The sequence below is a fragment of the Nitrospirota bacterium genome (assembly GCA_015233895.1).
Lineage (GTDB): Bacteria > Nitrospirota > Thermodesulfovibrionia > Thermodesulfovibrionales > Magnetobacteriaceae > Magnetomonas.
This window is the reverse complement of sequence record JADFXG010000017.1, coordinates 18120-33020: the sequence shown is the minus strand read 5'-3', so window position 1 is coordinate 33020 and position 14901 is coordinate 18120. Positions and strand designations below refer to the sequence as shown.

The window sequence follows — 14901 nt, the reverse complement described above, 5'->3', positions numbered from 1 at the left end:
TATAAAAATGGAGGAATTATGAGAAATTTGTTATTAACTTCTTTAGTTATCATATTTGTTTCTTTGGCTAGTTGCGGTAATGGGGGAGATGGTAGAAGTGGTGCCTCCTCAGGGTCGTCTTCAGACTCTAAGTCATCTTCAGGCAGCGGCTCATCAGCAAGCAGCAACTCAGCACAAACCCCTGTCACTATCACACTAGGTAGTGGCACAACGTCATCATCTCTTGCGAAAAACTTCTCTGCGATGAGCGCCTCTATTCCCTCAAACATAACTACCATTACAATAAAAGTATCGGCAAGCGATATGACAACGATAGATCAGAGTGTCTCTGTGGCCGGGCAGTCCTCAGTGACAACAACGTTATATGTGCCAAACGGCTCAAACAGATATTTTGAGGTGCTTGCTCTGGATAGCTCCTCGGCGGTCAAATATAAGGGCTACACGACTTCTGACCTCTCCGGGGCTTCCGTGACACTATCTATCAGCATGAAAGTATCTTATACAATGACTGATTACTATCCACTTGACAACACTGACAGATGGCAGTACTATAGAACACGCACTACCTCTGTTGGCACAGATACTGGATATGAGATGGATCTAGTATCCGGCTCTGAAACTGTAAATGGAATAACCGGCAAAAAACTATATCTTGATATTGCCTCAGGAACAGGGGAGTACACCGTTGATTCAAATGGCAGTACCGGCTTTTATCGCCACAAAGAACATAATTTGAATACTGATAGTAGTGGTAATAACTATTACACCGATAATGTTTATAGCCCGCCCATATTGTTTTCACTACCCTATATTACAGAATCTGAGCAGTTTTCGGGAACATTTACCAGGACCTCCACAGTTGAGTCAACAGGCTCCTCATCAACATCTACAGTCACAGGTAACGGCCAAATGCAAGGCTTAGACAATGTAACTGTTTCTGCAGGAACATTTGAGTGTCTCAAGTTTTACTATACATTTAATAACTCTGATGGTTCGTATGGTAATTTGACCTGGTGGTATGCAAAAGGTGTTGGAATTGTCAAAAAAACTGAAAACAGGTATCTGTCCGGTGGTAGTTTGGATGGTTCTAAAACATACGCATTAAATTATGCCAGTATTAACGGCACAACATATGGCACAAGGGTGTCGGATAATTCGTCAGCCTCAGTGAATATTTTGTATAATTCACAAGACGGAACTTATAAGCTTCAGTTTACTGTAAATTCTGACTATATATCCCATATTAGTTCAGCATCTGTATCAGGGAGAAACGTAACTAATTTAGGTTTACACTATCAAAGCTATGGCTCCAGGTTATATTATTCTGCAAGGCAGAGCTTTGGCAGCACATCTCCAACGGCAGGTGATGTTTACACCTTTACTATTAACCACAATGACGGCACATCTGAAACGCTGAGAGATACAGTCTATGCTCTTGGAGTTGGTGTTCCAACCCTCGTTTCACCAGCAAACAATTCCACAGTTACAGCTACGCCAACTTTTACATGGAGCGCTCCTGCTACCGGTTGCGTTTCAAGATACTTCATTGATGTCACTGATTCCAGTGGCCAAACGGTGTGGGGTTATCTGACTCCTGATGCGACAACAACAGGCATCACATTTAATCAAGACGGTACAGCCTTATATTCTTTATTCACCGGAGGCACTTATAACTGGGCTGTAGGAGCAAATGATGATTGTAATAACCAACATAACGGCACAGATAATGCCGCATTCTCTTCTAAGTATTCATTTACAGTGCGATAGGACTACTGAAAACGGGATGAGGCCGGTATAAGCCTCATCCCACAATTTTATGGCTGATTTAAAACAATTAAAACTCAGACGTTTTCTGTATTTTCTCACTGCAACCATCACGTTGTTTTATGTTGTGCTTGCACTTCGTGATCCGGCTTTTATAACTGAAAACCTTGAAACAAAACTACTTGACTTGAGAATTTATGTAAAAAATGTGCTAAAGACCGATGACACACCCAAAGACATTTTAATAGTTTATGTGGATGATAAGAGCATAAAAGAAATAGGCCGCTGGCCATGGAAAAGGGATGTTGAGGCTGATTTGCTGCGTAATATTTCAAAGGATGCGCCAAAAGTAATAGCAGTGGATGTAATGTTAAGCGAAACTGAAAATGCAGCAAGTGACGATAAACTGGCAGAAACTATAAAGGTGGCAGGCAATGTTGTTTTAGCAACGGCATTTATTACTAAAAGCAGTGATTCGTCTTTTGCCGGGTCATCCGATGCGCCAGATTTCCTATGGGATTCGGCCTTTATGGAGGTAAAGACAGTCTCCAATATAAATTGGAAAAAATGGGCTATTAAACCTGAAAAAGTGCTTCCTCCCATTGAGAAATTCGCCCGATTCTCTTCACTTGGCCATGTTTATACTCTGCCGGATTCCGATGGTGCTATAAGATACGCAATTCTTTATGTTAATTTCGGCACAGACTGTTACCCACACCTTGCTCTGCAGACGGCACGCATTGCTTTGGGGTTAAAACAGAAAGATATGATACTCTTCGGCGGCTCCAGTATTAAGCTTGGAAACATGTATATCCCTATTGATTTAAGTGGACGTGTTATCATCAATTACAGGGGAATCAAAACTAACTACATTTCAGTTTCTGCCTCTGATGTGATAAGAGGTAAAATTGAAAAGGGGTTTTTTAACAACAAGATTGTTTTTATAGGAACCTCGGCTTTAGCAACTTATGACCAGAAGGTAACAGCCGTTTCTGCAAATTCCTCAGGTGTGAGTATTAATGCCAATATAGTGGAAAACATCCTTTCCACAGGTTTTTTACGAAGGAGCCCAAATGTTATTGAAATAATTGTAATATGTATCGCGGGCATTTTGTTTGGACTGATTTCAAGATTCAGAGCCGCCTTAAGTTCCATTTTAGCGCTCATCTGTATATCTGTTTACATGTTCTTCTCATTTTATTTATTGATTAAATCAAATCTTTGGCTGAATATAACCTATCCGGTTGCCGCCATGGTTTCTCTATTTAGCTTGCAAACCATCGTTAAGTTTCTTGCTGAGGAAAGAAGGGGACGGCAGATACGAGGCATATTTTCAAGATATGTATCCCCTCAAATTGTAAATGTTCTTATAAATAATCCCGAAGGAACACATCTTGGTGGAAAACAACAGACTCTGACTATTTTATTTACCGACATAGTAGGGTTCACTACGATTTCAGAAAAGCTTACCCCTGAAGAGGTAGTGCAAATGTTAAATGAGTATTTTAGTGACATGGTGGAGATAATTTTCAAATGGGGTGGAACTCTTAATAAATTCATAGGGGATGCTATCATGTGTTTTTGGGGAGCACCGGTAGAGGATAATAATCACGCAGTTCATGCCATTAAATGTGCTCTGAATATGATAGCTAAAAAAGAGGAAATACAGGTCAAACGCCTCTCTGAAGGAAAAGCTCCTATAGACATAGGCATAGGCATAAACTCCGGCGAGGTTCTCATTGGTAACATAGGTGCAGTGGGAAAACAGATGGATTACACTATAATAGGCGATAATGTAAATTTATGTTCAAGAGTAGAGGGACTTACAAGAAAATTCAAAGTACATATTCTTATTTCGGAAAATACTTTCAAAGAGATACGCCCTCACATAGACTCAGGTTTGCTTTACAGTGTGTCGGTAAAATGTGTCGGTAGGGTTGCCGTAAAGGGTAAAGCGCAGCCTGTCAGTGTTTACGACGTTAAAGGTTTGCCAACAGGTGAGGCCTCTGAGATTGTTGATGAAATATTTGATGAAGTTATTTACATGAAAGACAAGTAAATTGGTACCCTTAAGGAAGGGGCGAGCCCTCCCTTAAGTTATACGATTGAATTAAAATTAGATACTGATTATTTTGAATAGCTCAGTACGTTAGCTATTATATCTGCAAAAGAAGTCAGCACCTCTTCATCGGCTATGTCTCTTCTGTGTCCATCAGGCACATAGACACAGATCACCCCCATGAGTTTACTCGCAGCAAGTATAGGCACACAGTAGTGGCCATGCGGCACGGCATCCTGATTAAGTTCATGGCGTTTATCTATTCTTTCGGCAAACACTATCTCTTTAGTTGCTATAACCACACCGCACAGACATTTACCAATGGTTATTTGTTCACAATCCGGCGTTCCTATAGATGCTTTCAGCACAAGCACATCAGGATTATCCTCAACTAAAAAGATGGCGCCCTTGGTTTGAAGAAAAAGTCTCGGAATTGACGTTATCAAAGTAAGTGACTGCTCTAATTTTTCTTTCAAAGTAATTGGTTTCAAAAAAACCTTTAAAATTGTATTTATGACCTTATTTCTGGCCTCCATTCTGTGCTTATAGAGGGCCATGCTGATTGTCACCAGCAAATCTCTGACTGCAAACGGTTTGATTATATAACCGTATGGTTCCGTCACACGTGCACGGCTTAGAGTGTCCAAATCAGTATGAGCGGTCAGATACACGATAGGAATGTTATAAAGTGTATCAATTTGACCGGCAGCTTCAATGCCGTCCATCTTACCCTCAAGGGTTATGTCCATAAGAATAAGGTCAGGCAATAGATCCCCTGCCTTTTGTATCGCCTCCTCTCCCGATGCGGCAATATCCAAAACATTGTACCCCAGTTTTTTTAACTTCATCTCGATGTCCCTGGCAACGATTATCTCATCCTCTACCACCACCACTCTTATCCCTGTCGGAATTCTGGTGCCTGCATCTGTCTGATTCATGTTTTTCACCTCTTCAAATTATTATCTTAAATTCTGTTCCACCGTCTGTGTTTATCTCTATTGTTCCTTTTAGTTTCCTTACAATAAGATCATGTATTAACTGTAAACCCAACGATTTTACTTTTTTAATATCTATGTCTTTTGACAGACCCACGCCATTGTCGCTGAGCGTAAGGTAAAGTTTATCGTCTTGTCCTCTGTGGAAGCTGACCTTTATCTGTCCGCCGGAATTGCCTGGGAATGCGTATTTCAGAGAATTTGTAATAAACTCATTAATGACCAACCCGCAGGGAATTGCTATATCAATATCGAGACTGTGAACGCCGATATCTGTCTTAAGCTCTATGCCACCGTGTCTGAGGCTGTATGAGCTTAACAGCTCAGAGGCCAGTGAGTGCAGGTATTCGCCAAAATCCAGCGTTGACATATCTGTGGATTCGTATAGCTTTTCGTGAATCAGAGCCATCGCTCTGATGCGGGTTTCGCTGTCTTTAAATATGTCGTGCAGCAGGGGGTCTGAGATGGTTGCAGACTGAAGGCTCAACAGGCTTACGATAATCTGCAAATTGTTCTTCACCCGGTGATGCACCTCTTTAAGCAGCATGTTCAAATCCTTTACATTTCCGCGGATTTGTTCCTCCATCTCGGTGCGTTTTACAATCTCATCGCGAAGCTGTTTATTGGTCTCAGAAAGAGTTTGTGTGCGTTCTTTTACCAAACTCTCAAGGTGCTCATTGTATTGGCATATTTGCAACTGCATATTTTTGCTGTTAGTTATATCCTCAAAGGTTATTATAACAGCTATCGGACTCTTATCGTCATCCAGCACGATTTCTGACTCGATTTTAACATACATATCTTTGCCAGAAGCGTTATTCTTACAGAGACGCTCTGCGCTGTAGTTTTTAAATTCATCCATGCTCTTTATATGTGACAGACAAGGTAGCACATCTCTGGCCTTTTTTTCTGTTAAATCAGATATGTTTAATCCGTGCACTTGAGCCAATGCCGAGTTTGTCGTGACTATCACGCCCTCCATGTCGGTAACACAGACGCCTATTTTCACAAATTCCATAGACTTTTTTAGTGTCAGCAGGTTCTTTTTAAGTTTATAGTCGGTTGCATCCCTGAAATATAAAATTGTATAGAGCTGCTCCTTAATTTTCATTACAGAGAGCGATATTTTGCAATATATTTTTGCATGGTCTTTTGCTATCGCCTCTGCATAAATGGTTTTAGCATCAGAGATATATGCGCCTGGCTCAGGTCTGTCAATATTTTTTAGTATTGTTTGATGATATTTGTTAGATATTAAAGTTCTAAGGAAGTTTTTACCGGTTATCTCTTCTTGTTTATATTTAAAATATTTTTCAGAGTGCTCATTCCAAAAAACTATGTTGTTGCCGATGTCCAATACAGCTAAAGCATCGTTTACGGCAGCGCTCATAAGATTAAATATATCCTCTGGGGACTGAACAAAGTCAAGTGTCTTGTTTTGTAGCGAAACTGACAACCCTGCCTCGTTAACCTTTTAAATCTCTCAGGAAAAACATATCCTAGTCTTCCGGTGTTGTCAGATCGCTTATTTTGAACATAGCCTTAATTAAAACAAATCCACGCAAATTAGTCAATAGCAACGGTTAGAAAAAAGAGGCAGCAACGCCAGAGATTGTAATCCACGGGCAAAGGCTTTTGTCTGCCATTTGCCCGTGGACTTAAGTAGAGTCAATTGATACGCTTATTTCATGCTTTAGTTTGGTTTTTCAGTTTTCTTTTCAGTTTTCTTTTCAGTTTTTTCAGCCTTTTTAACTTTTTTGGCTTTCTTGCCTTTTTTAACTTTTTTAACTTTTTTCAGCTCTTGTTTCACAGCTTTTGCAGAGTCGTCGGAGTCCATTTCAACCTGTGAAGACATACGAATCTCCACACGTCTGTTTTTTGCTCTGCCAACTTCTGTGGTGTTAGTAGCTACAGGCTTTGAAAAACCATAACCGTTTGAATTGATACGGGATTGGCTGATACCATGTTTCTCAAGATAGCCTGCCACTGTCTCAGCACGTTTCAATGAAAGAGTGTCATTGAGTTTCTTTGAACCCCTGTTGTCGGTATGTCCGTCAACATCAATTCTCGTATCAGGGTACAGTTTAGCAAACTCAATAGCCTTCTTTAGTTCGGCACTGTACTTGGCCTCTATGTTACTCTTGTTGGTAGCAAAGTTAACCAGAGTAACTTTTGCAACTTCTTTCCATCCGAGCGCCTTTGTTTTGGTTTCAGGCTTGACTGGTTCAGGTGCAGGTGGTTGTGGTTTAACAGGGCAAAGGACATTAGCCATCTGGGTTGCCTTCTTAGCCATCTCAATACCCTCGGTAGTGTGGCACTCAAGGTACGTATCATAAGCATCGTCTCTCATCTTTGCCGCTTTACTAAACAGATCCGGACACTCTTTGTCTTTTCCTGAAGCCTGTGCCTTTGCTATTGCATTGTCAGCCTCAGGGAGTTCCTTGTGGTAATACCAAACAGAGTGCTTTGGTGCGTACTGAAGGTCAGCGCAACCAGATAACACAAACGCAACAGCTGCAACTAACAACATTAACTTTAACATCCCGCTTTGTCTCATAAAATTACCTCCTCTTGTTTTTTTGTACAGCATTGTTAGTGAATCTTAACATTAAGGCACTCACAGTTTTATTTATAAATCAATCTCCTCACCCTCTATAGCTGCAGTTATCTTTAAACCTTTGTGCTGCAGCTCGTTGCACTTGTCAATGGTGTACTGTAGAAGTTCATCCATTTTATCATCAGAGCGTGAGGGTTCATGATGAAATATCACAAGGTGTTTAACTTCAGCCTTAATAGCAAGGTCAAGGGCATGGAAAGTTGTACTGTGGCCCCAGCCGATTTTTGTTTGGTACTCAGTATCTAAGTATTGCGCATCACAAATCAGTACGTCAACTCCTCTTACAAATTCCACGGTTCTTGAATTCTGCTCTTTGACTATCATTTCGATTTCCTCGCGCTCACTGTCGTCAACCACGGAATTTGCCATAAAATTATAGTAGGGTTCGTTATCTCCCGTATAAACAATACTATTATCACCCTCTGTCACACGATAACCAAAACAAGTTACGGGGTGGTTCATAAGTTTTGACTTTACCGTAAACTCGCCTACCTGAAGTGTTTCCTCCTTTAAGTCTCGGTAGTTAATTGTAGCTGAGAGTTCATCGGAGTTTACAGGGAAATACGAATAGACCATCTGCTGTGCCATAATCTCGCTCAGGGTTTTATCGAAGTGGGGAGGGCCATAGATATTGATTACATTTTTAGGGATATAGGCCGGGATAAAAAACGGAAAACCGTGAATATGGTCCCAGTGGGTATGAGACAGAAACAGATGGATAGTTAGCGGGGACTTTGGAGCAAGCCTCTCCCCAATTGTTCTTATGCCGGTACCGGAATCAAAAATCAAAATAGTGCCCTCTTTGCCTGTAAGCTCAATACAGGACGTGTTACCGCCATATCTGACAGTTTCTTTACCAGGAGTAGGGATTGATCCCCTGACGCCACAAAACCGTATTTTCATCCTCTGACTACACTCTCCTTTGTTTACAACATACCGTTTATACTAACATTAGCAATCATAAAAAGGAAACAAATCTTCATAAAAGTGCCGTAGATTTCATAGCCATACTCATAGTTTTTTTAAGTTTTTTATTATGGTGTACCTCTGTTATTTAACACAATGTTAATCAAACCTTAATAATGATGCAACAATTTATACGTACAATAGCTTGTACATGAAACTGGGCAATATAAAAGATACTGACTCATTGCGATTACATGAAAACCTCGATACAAACGGTTCTGACAAAACGATTCAGGCATTTTTTGATAAACTGGGTGTTGACCGGACATCTCCGGAGCGTTTGCTTGAATCGCTTCCGTTTACCGCCTGCGACACTACGGCAGGGTCTGAGACAGAGCTTCAAACGGTTGTCATTGGAACCCCGGGTTCTGCAGATCTACCGAGATATATACTTGATTCTAATTATTTTAAAAACATTAAAAAACGGCAGGCAGCAGGTGAAACTCCGGCAAAAACAGTCCTTGAAGTTGAAAATTTCATACAGACTAATCACGAGGGTATCTGGGACAATAGCTGGGTACGTTTCCCCCGCAAGCTGCTAAGCAAAGCATCAAGTGCAATGTTAGATTACGACTTGCTTGCAAACAAGCAAGACCCTCTGTCAGAGCCAAGAAAAGACGCTGCAAATTTTATACTTTTTGAAAACGGTGAAGAGTTAGTACGAGTTCCTGTTAGCTACCTGCTAAAGCTTGCCCTGTCCGATTCCATTTCATGGCGCTTAAACAGGGAAAATAAAGTAACGGACACTGCTGTGCAGACAGGGAAGCGGCTGCTTGGAAATTTTATAAGTGATAATACCTCCCCGGAAACTCATTCTTTCTACATAACCCCGCTTATGCCCGCTTTCAGCGGAGGTAAGGCAATAGCGGCAGAAACCTCAAAACGCTTTCTTTTTACCCATCTCCTTAGCGCCTATGCAAACGAGAAATTCAAACTAAAAGCGTCCGGCCAGCAAGTAATAGTGTTCAACTCTCCGCATCCGCCGGTGCGGTTAAAGCGGCTCAACGAGTGCATTTCAGACTCATTTTACCGTGAACTGTTTGCTAATCCTTGTCTTTCCGGCTGGAACGAGGGAGAGAAAAAGTATGCCTATATGAAGCTCTGCCATGAGGTGCTAAGCAGAAGCCAGCTTAACACCATAGGCAAACTGAAAGATGCTGGTATCATAACGAACAATCTCGTAGTTTTGCCAAACATATCCAATATCTGTCTTTCAAATAACGGCACTCACTTAAGCCTTGGAAGCCTCAGGATAACCAGCGCTTTAAAGGCTGACTCTCACCAGAATGCTTTCCGGGGCCTTACTGCGGCTCATGAAAAATACACAGGAGACCTTGTCATTAAAGTGTTTGAGCACTTTCTTCCCCTATTTATAGGCAGCTACAGTGCCGCTCCATACAGGCTGGAGTTTTCCGATTTTCATCCTGAGAAAATCCTTGGGTTTTTGCCGCACGAGCTTCATTACACACATCTCAGAATGATCTGGCGCAGGTGGAAAAAAAAGGCAAGGTTTAAAATACTGAACAGGCCTGTTACCCCATTTGGGCCCTCTCTTGTTGACAAAACAATAAGCCGACTCTTTAATTTTAAGGGCGACTACGTTGATGATTATCGCCTTATAAATTACCTCGTTGCAGTGCTAAGCACGGAAAGCTCCCCGTCCCTTGACGGTTCACTGGGTAACGAACAGCGTCTCAAACGGGATCTGATGCACATGGGGGTATTTGACGAAAGGATGTCCACATATCTGTTTTATCGCATGAGAAAGTTCGTCGAGATAGGTTACTCTGGTTTTGAAGGGCGTTACTATTCTCTTTTTGAAAGTATTTTATCCGACCTTGGTAATTCAGCAGGACTACAAACTCTGATAACTCTTTATGCCTATTATATGTTAGCCAAAGGGGATGTAACACACGCAGATATACCGGATACCCCGTTTGTGGAAAGTGAGAGGCGGCAGATTATCTTCGGTACGGCTATCGGTATTCCAACGTTTTACGTAAGAACCGATACAAAAAACCTGTTCCTGAGGAAAATCCTTACTAAAGTAAAACATATCCGTTCAAGCTCAAGGTACCCGGGCTACCTGAGAGTGCTCAACCGGGAGTATTTAATGGGACTACTGAGGGTTATTACGGAGGATGCTGCTCCGCTTATTGAGCTTTTAGATCTTCATGGTACAATAGCCGACCTGAAATTAAGAATCGAATCTCCTTCAGAATTTGCCACATCATCCAGAATTACCAAAGGGATTTTAAATGTATCCGGAGCTCTGGCTCCGTTTAAACTTTCGGCAGATGAGTTTAACGAAAGCGCCGAGAAATATTATCGGGGCACTTTGAGAGTAAACCACTTGAAAGAGGCATTTTCTTTGTTGAAAGAGAGCTTGGTTAACGAACCATGTCAGTCAGATTTTATCTATGAAAAATACCGGCGCTGCCTCAAACCGATAATTGGTAACCGTTCACTGGAAGATTTTATGGATTCTCTTGAGAAAAGCCTCCTAAACGAGACACTCACACTTGATGAGATTCAAAAACTCATAAGTATAATGCTTCTTGATACACATAAAGAAACCGAGCGGTATAATTCGATTCTCAGTAAGTGTGCTGATAAGAGATAATGTGATACCGCACCAGTATATAAACAGAAGGTCGGGCGAAATAGTTACCGAAAAGGTTTTTGCCGACAGAACGATTCACTGGCTGTACTCCCACATAAAAGAAAACGCTCCGCTGCTTTTTAGAGCACTTACAGGGCAAAGAGCATCCTCACTGTTAGGTTATTTGAATTACGAAAACGTTCTCTGTTCAAAGCTGACAAGCCACAGTAAATTTATTAAGGAAACAGGTATTAATTTAGCTGAATGTCTTGACAGCCCTGAGAAACTATCAACCCCGCGGGCACTTTTTGAAAGAAAAATTCGTTACCATGAAACTCGCCCAATGCCGGAAAATAAAGAAGCCATAGTTTGTCCCTCTGATGCCAGAGTAATTGTGGGGTCTCTTAAGGAGATGTCAGCGCTCCCCGTAAAAGGCAAACTCTTTGACTTTGAAGAGTTGCTGTCTAAAGACAAGACTGATTGGCTCAATGCGTTTTATCAGGGAGAGTTCGCAATATTTCGGCTTACGCCTGAAAAATACCACTACAACCATGTACCGGTTTCCGGCATTGTAGTGGATTACTATGACATAAGCGGCAGGTATCACAGTTGTAACCCAGGAGCGCTTGCTGTTGAACTTACTCCGTATTCTAAAAACCGGCGCAGCCTGACCATTATAGACACCTCTGTGGCGGGCGGTTCAGGATGTGGACTGGTTGCGATGGCTGAAATTGCTGCGCTTATGATTGGAGACATCCACCAGTGTTACAGCGATAAAGCTTACGACAATCCGGTTTCAATTAAACCGGGACTTTTCATGAATAAGGGGCAACCCAAAAGCCTGTTTCGTCCGGGAGGCAGTACGGTAGTGCTGCTGTTTCAAAAGGAGAAAATATCGTTTGCGCCTGATATTGTCTCCAACATGAATAAAACTTTCGTAAAGAGCCGTTTAGCTGTGGGATTAGGAAGAGCGCTTGTGGAAACCGACGTTGATGTGCGATCCTTACTGGCAGAGACAAAAAATCCTTAAAAGGAGTGTCAAATATGAGCTTTAACCTATTGTTTATCCTAACCTTTACTGTGCTAAGTTATACCTATCTTATATGGGGTTTTAAAAACCTTCAGCGTGAGGACATGCAGGTTGCTGCAACTATTCCGGTAAGAAAGTCCATTGGTTCTGAGCAATGGGAGGGGATTAATTTTATATGGTACGGAGTTCTTATAGCTAATGCTACGGCAATTTCTATTGCCCTGTTTTTTATCCTGACCGTGGGAGCGGATATTCCTGTGTCAGCATCTGCAATCATCATAGCGGCTATATTGGCAGTGTCCATGCCTGCTTCAAAAATCATAGCCCGGGTAGTGGAAAAGAAAAGTTCCACCTTTACAACAGGCGGCGCCTTTTTTGCCGGATTTTTAATGACCCCTGTCGCCATATTTATAGTTAACGAAATTTTTGGTAAATATACTAACCATACTGTCCCGGTTATGACAGTGCTTGCCGCAATGGCCATAACATACGCTACCGGAGAGGGGCTTGGACGTCTTGCGTGTATAAGTTTTGGGTGCTGTTATGGAAAGCCGTTAAATGCCTGCAGCCCTTTTGTACAGCGGATATTTAGCCGGTTTAATTTTGTATTTACAGGGAAAACAAAAAAGATATCTTATGCCCACGGCTGGGATGGATTAAAAATAATACCGGTACAGGGGATAACGTCTGTTATCAATCTTTCAATTGCCTGCGTCGGTATGTTTTTATACGTTAACTCGCATTTTACAGCGGCGTTTCTGATTGCCTTGATACTTTCGCAGGGATGGAGAATATTGTCTGAATTTATACGATCCGATTATCGAGGAGATAAGAAAATTTCATGGTATCAGATAATGTGCGCTGCATCAATACTTTTTGCAGTGATAATTTCGTGTTTAACAACAGAACCGGCTTTAGTCCGGATAGACACATATGCAGGGATTAGGGTTTTTACAGAACTGACTGCTGTGATGTTTTTACAAATTGTGTGGATTTGTACCGCTATCTATTTAGGTAAGAGCAAAGTGACAGCCTCAAGGATTCTACTATTTGTCAGAGCAGATAAAGTGTAATATCAAGCACCATTCAACCGCTTAACTTTGTTGGCATGTGTCAAAAGCTCCTCACAGAGTGACTGCCTGACTTCATGTGTTGTTACGTCCTCGAATAAATGTAACATTATTTAACTTTGATATTAACCAACATGTACTCAGTAAAAGTATCACAAGTTTTATTATATTGACATAGAAAGCAATTATTTATTTCTGAAAGGCTCTCATATTTTTCGCAAAAAATTTTCATAGTACCACTATCCTCCCTCAGCATAATAAAAGCAAAAAATTTTCTAATAGTTGATATGTTTTTACTTGCTTATGTTAATTTTTTATATTCCGTCATCATCTAATTCCTGCACAATCACATTATAAGTGTCAAACATAGTCAATCTTATTCCCTGTGAGTGAATAAGGATCATTAAAAGTGTAGCCCTGTAGAAAACCACAGGGCTACAAATAAAAAATGGAACGAAGGTAAAATAAGATTAATTTAAGTCATTCAACATCGTACAATGTTGTTTACATCTTTGTAATAGAACGTGCGATTTTATTTCCTTTCTCTACAATGTAAGTGACAGTCACTTTGTCTTTAACGTTGACACCGGTTAACAGACTACCTTCACAACTAAAGCCTGAAAGAAGTGTTTCGCCTCCTATAATCAGGATTCCTTCATGTACGTTTAAATGCTCTACTTTTCCAGTAAACGTCTGAGGCTCCTTAATATCTAAACGCACAACTGACTTTGCCTTATTACCATCTTTACTTTCTGCATATTCTACTTTAACCATATCTCCAACATTAACCTTGTTCAACATGCTACCATTACAATCAAAGCCTACATCTATGTCCTTTCCATGTACCGTTAGCACTCCTTTGCTTGAGTCAACATAGCTTACCATACCAGAAATATCCCCAGCATATGATGCACCAACCATTAAAACTAAAAGAACTAAAACTAAACACGACTTTTTCATTCTTACCTCCCTTTTTTTGTTTTTATTTACCTTCATCCACTTTTAATGCACTACAACTAAATAAGTAAATTCACCCCGTAAACCAACAAATACCCTTATTTCCATTGTTTTTAGACACACGATATTTACCTTTCATTCTGCTTCTTGATGGCTTTTTGTTAGGCATTGTTGAAAATTTCTTGTTAAATGTGCCATTAAAGTTACTCCTTTTTGAATTTCAGGATCTCTCATAAGAGAAATCATACTTCGCAACCCGGTTTTGGGTGGCGTTTTTGTAAAGTTTTCTACGGTATCTGACACACATTCAGTCATGCTTTTGAACATTTCTTGTGTTTGTTGAGTCATTAATATCTCTGTAAATGAGGAAAGCGTTGCCACAATTCTTTGGATCATGTCATCAGTTAAGGCATTGTATGCAAAAGAAATGACATCTGAAAGTTCTATTAGTACTTTCAGCGCACCAGATTGTTGCAAAGACTTCAGACCCCTAAGAGAGTCCACCATGGATGAATCGGAAGCCTCAAATGCAAGACTATAGAGATTGTTTGCCATACCTGCATTATGAGTAACCATGTCATCTGTAAGAGAGTTAATAACAAAGGAAACGCTTTCAAATATACTAATTAATTGCTTAAAATTCTCTGATTCTTTCATGGCCTTAATCTCCTGAGGAATCTCAGTCAATCCCGAACTTTGCACATTCAAAAGTATCTTTCTTAGATCATCGAGTTTGCCAATTATTTCATTACACTCTTGTGTATTTAAAGCAGAATTGTCTTTCACCTTATATATCCTCCTCGTAATTGTGTTAAATGTCCAACTTTGTTCCAATTGGTTA

At 40.7% G+C, this 14901-nt stretch carries 11 protein-coding genes; 5 read left to right on the top strand and 6 right to left on the bottom strand.

Features of this window, described 5'->3' with window-relative positions; all coding sequences use genetic code 11:
- The first annotated feature begins 18 nt into the window (after window positions 1-18).
- Window positions 19-1767 (top strand): hypothetical protein, encoded by a 1749-nt coding sequence (locus HQK88_11505; protein MBF0617428.1) that lies wholly within the window; start codon window positions 19-21, stop codon window positions 1765-1767.
- Window positions 1768-1816: 49 nt separating this feature from the next.
- Window positions 1817-3823: an adenylate/guanylate cyclase domain-containing protein gene (locus HQK88_11500; GenBank protein MBF0617427.1), complete on the top strand. Its 2007-nt coding sequence runs from the start codon at window positions 1817-1819 to the stop codon at window positions 3821-3823.
- Between the two features lie 68 nt (window positions 3824-3891).
- Here the strand turns inward: HQK88_11500 and HQK88_11495 are convergent, their stop codons facing one another.
- The 4 genes from HQK88_11495 to HQK88_11480 all read right to left on the bottom strand — a co-directional run bounded on the left by HQK88_11495 (window position 3892) and on the right by HQK88_11480 (window position 8338).
- Window positions 3892-4761 (bottom strand): response regulator, encoded by an 870-nt coding sequence (locus tag HQK88_11495; GenBank protein MBF0617426.1) that lies wholly within the window; start codon window positions 4759-4761, stop codon window positions 3892-3894.
- 13 nt (window positions 4762-4774) lie between these two features.
- Window positions 4775-6274 (bottom strand): PAS domain S-box protein, encoded by a 1500-nt coding sequence (locus HQK88_11490; protein MBF0617425.1) that lies wholly within the window; start codon window positions 6272-6274, stop codon window positions 4775-4777.
- Between the two features lie 237 nt (window positions 6275-6511).
- Window positions 6512-7375 carry an OmpA family protein gene (locus tag HQK88_11485; GenBank protein ID MBF0617424.1) on the bottom strand — a complete coding sequence of 288 codons (864 nt, stop codon included), beginning with the start codon at window positions 7373-7375 and terminating at the stop codon, window positions 6512-6514.
- Between the two features lie 72 nt (window positions 7376-7447).
- Window positions 7448-8338 (bottom strand): MBL fold metallo-hydrolase, encoded by an 891-nt coding sequence (locus HQK88_11480; protein ID MBF0617423.1) that lies wholly within the window; start codon window positions 8336-8338, stop codon window positions 7448-7450.
- Window positions 8339-8552: 214 nt separating this feature from the next.
- Here HQK88_11480 and HQK88_11475 point away from each other — a divergent pair, with 214 nt between their 5' ends.
- Genes HQK88_11475 through HQK88_11465 form a run of 3 tightly spaced genes read left to right on the top strand, consistent with a single transcriptional unit; the run spans window position 8553 to window position 13106 of the window.
- Complete coding sequence (locus HQK88_11475) at window positions 8553-11024, top strand: hypothetical protein (protein ID MBF0617422.1); 2472 nt, start codon at window positions 8553-8555, stop codon at window positions 11022-11024.
- A 4-nt stretch (window positions 11025-11028) separates the two neighbouring features.
- Window positions 11029-12033 carry a phosphatidylserine decarboxylase gene (locus tag HQK88_11470; protein ID MBF0617421.1) on the top strand — a complete coding sequence of 335 codons (1005 nt, stop codon included), beginning with the start codon at window positions 11029-11031 and terminating at the stop codon, window positions 12031-12033.
- Between the two features lie 14 nt (window positions 12034-12047).
- Entirely contained in the window at window positions 12048-13106 is a 1059-nt protein-coding gene (locus tag HQK88_11465) for a prolipoprotein diacylglyceryl transferase (GenBank protein MBF0617420.1), read from the top strand.
- Window positions 13107-13607: 501 nt separating this feature from the next.
- Here HQK88_11465 and HQK88_11460 read toward each other — a convergent pair.
- Window positions 13608-14099: a hypothetical protein gene (locus tag HQK88_11460; protein MBF0617419.1), complete on the bottom strand. Its 492-nt coding sequence runs from the start codon at window positions 14097-14099 to the stop codon at window positions 13608-13610.
- A gap of 96 nt (window positions 14100-14195) precedes the next feature.
- Entirely contained in the window at window positions 14196-14846 is a 651-nt protein-coding gene (locus HQK88_11455) for a DUF1641 domain-containing protein (GenBank protein MBF0617418.1), read from the bottom strand.
- Between the last annotated feature and the right edge of the window lie 55 nt (window positions 14847-14901).

Coding starts and splice junctions, on each gene's coding strand:
- HQK88_11495 (MBF0617426.1), bottom strand. CDS start 4,761: ATGAATCAGACAGATGCAGGCACCAGAATTCCGACAGGGATAAGAGTG.
- HQK88_11475 (MBF0617422.1), top strand. CDS start 8,553: ATGAAACTGGGCAATATAAAAGATACTGACTCATTGCGATTACATGAA.
- HQK88_11505 (MBF0617428.1), top strand. CDS start 19: ATGAGAAATTTGTTATTAACTTCTTTAGTTATCATATTTGTTTCTTTG.
- HQK88_11500 (MBF0617427.1), top strand. CDS start 1,817: ATGGCTGATTTAAAACAATTAAAACTCAGACGTTTTCTGTATTTTCTC.
- HQK88_11480 (MBF0617423.1), bottom strand. CDS start 8,338: ATGAAAATACGGTTTTGTGGCGTCAGGGGATCAATCCCTACTCCTGGT.
- HQK88_11465 (MBF0617420.1), top strand. CDS start 12,048: ATGAGCTTTAACCTATTGTTTATCCTAACCTTTACTGTGCTAAGTTAT.
- HQK88_11460 (MBF0617419.1), bottom strand. CDS start 14,099: ATGAAGGTAAATAAAAACAAAAAAAGGGAGGTAAGAATGAAAAAGTCG.
- HQK88_11485 (MBF0617424.1), bottom strand. CDS start 7,375: ATGAGACAAAGCGGGATGTTAAAGTTAATGTTGTTAGTTGCAGCTGTT.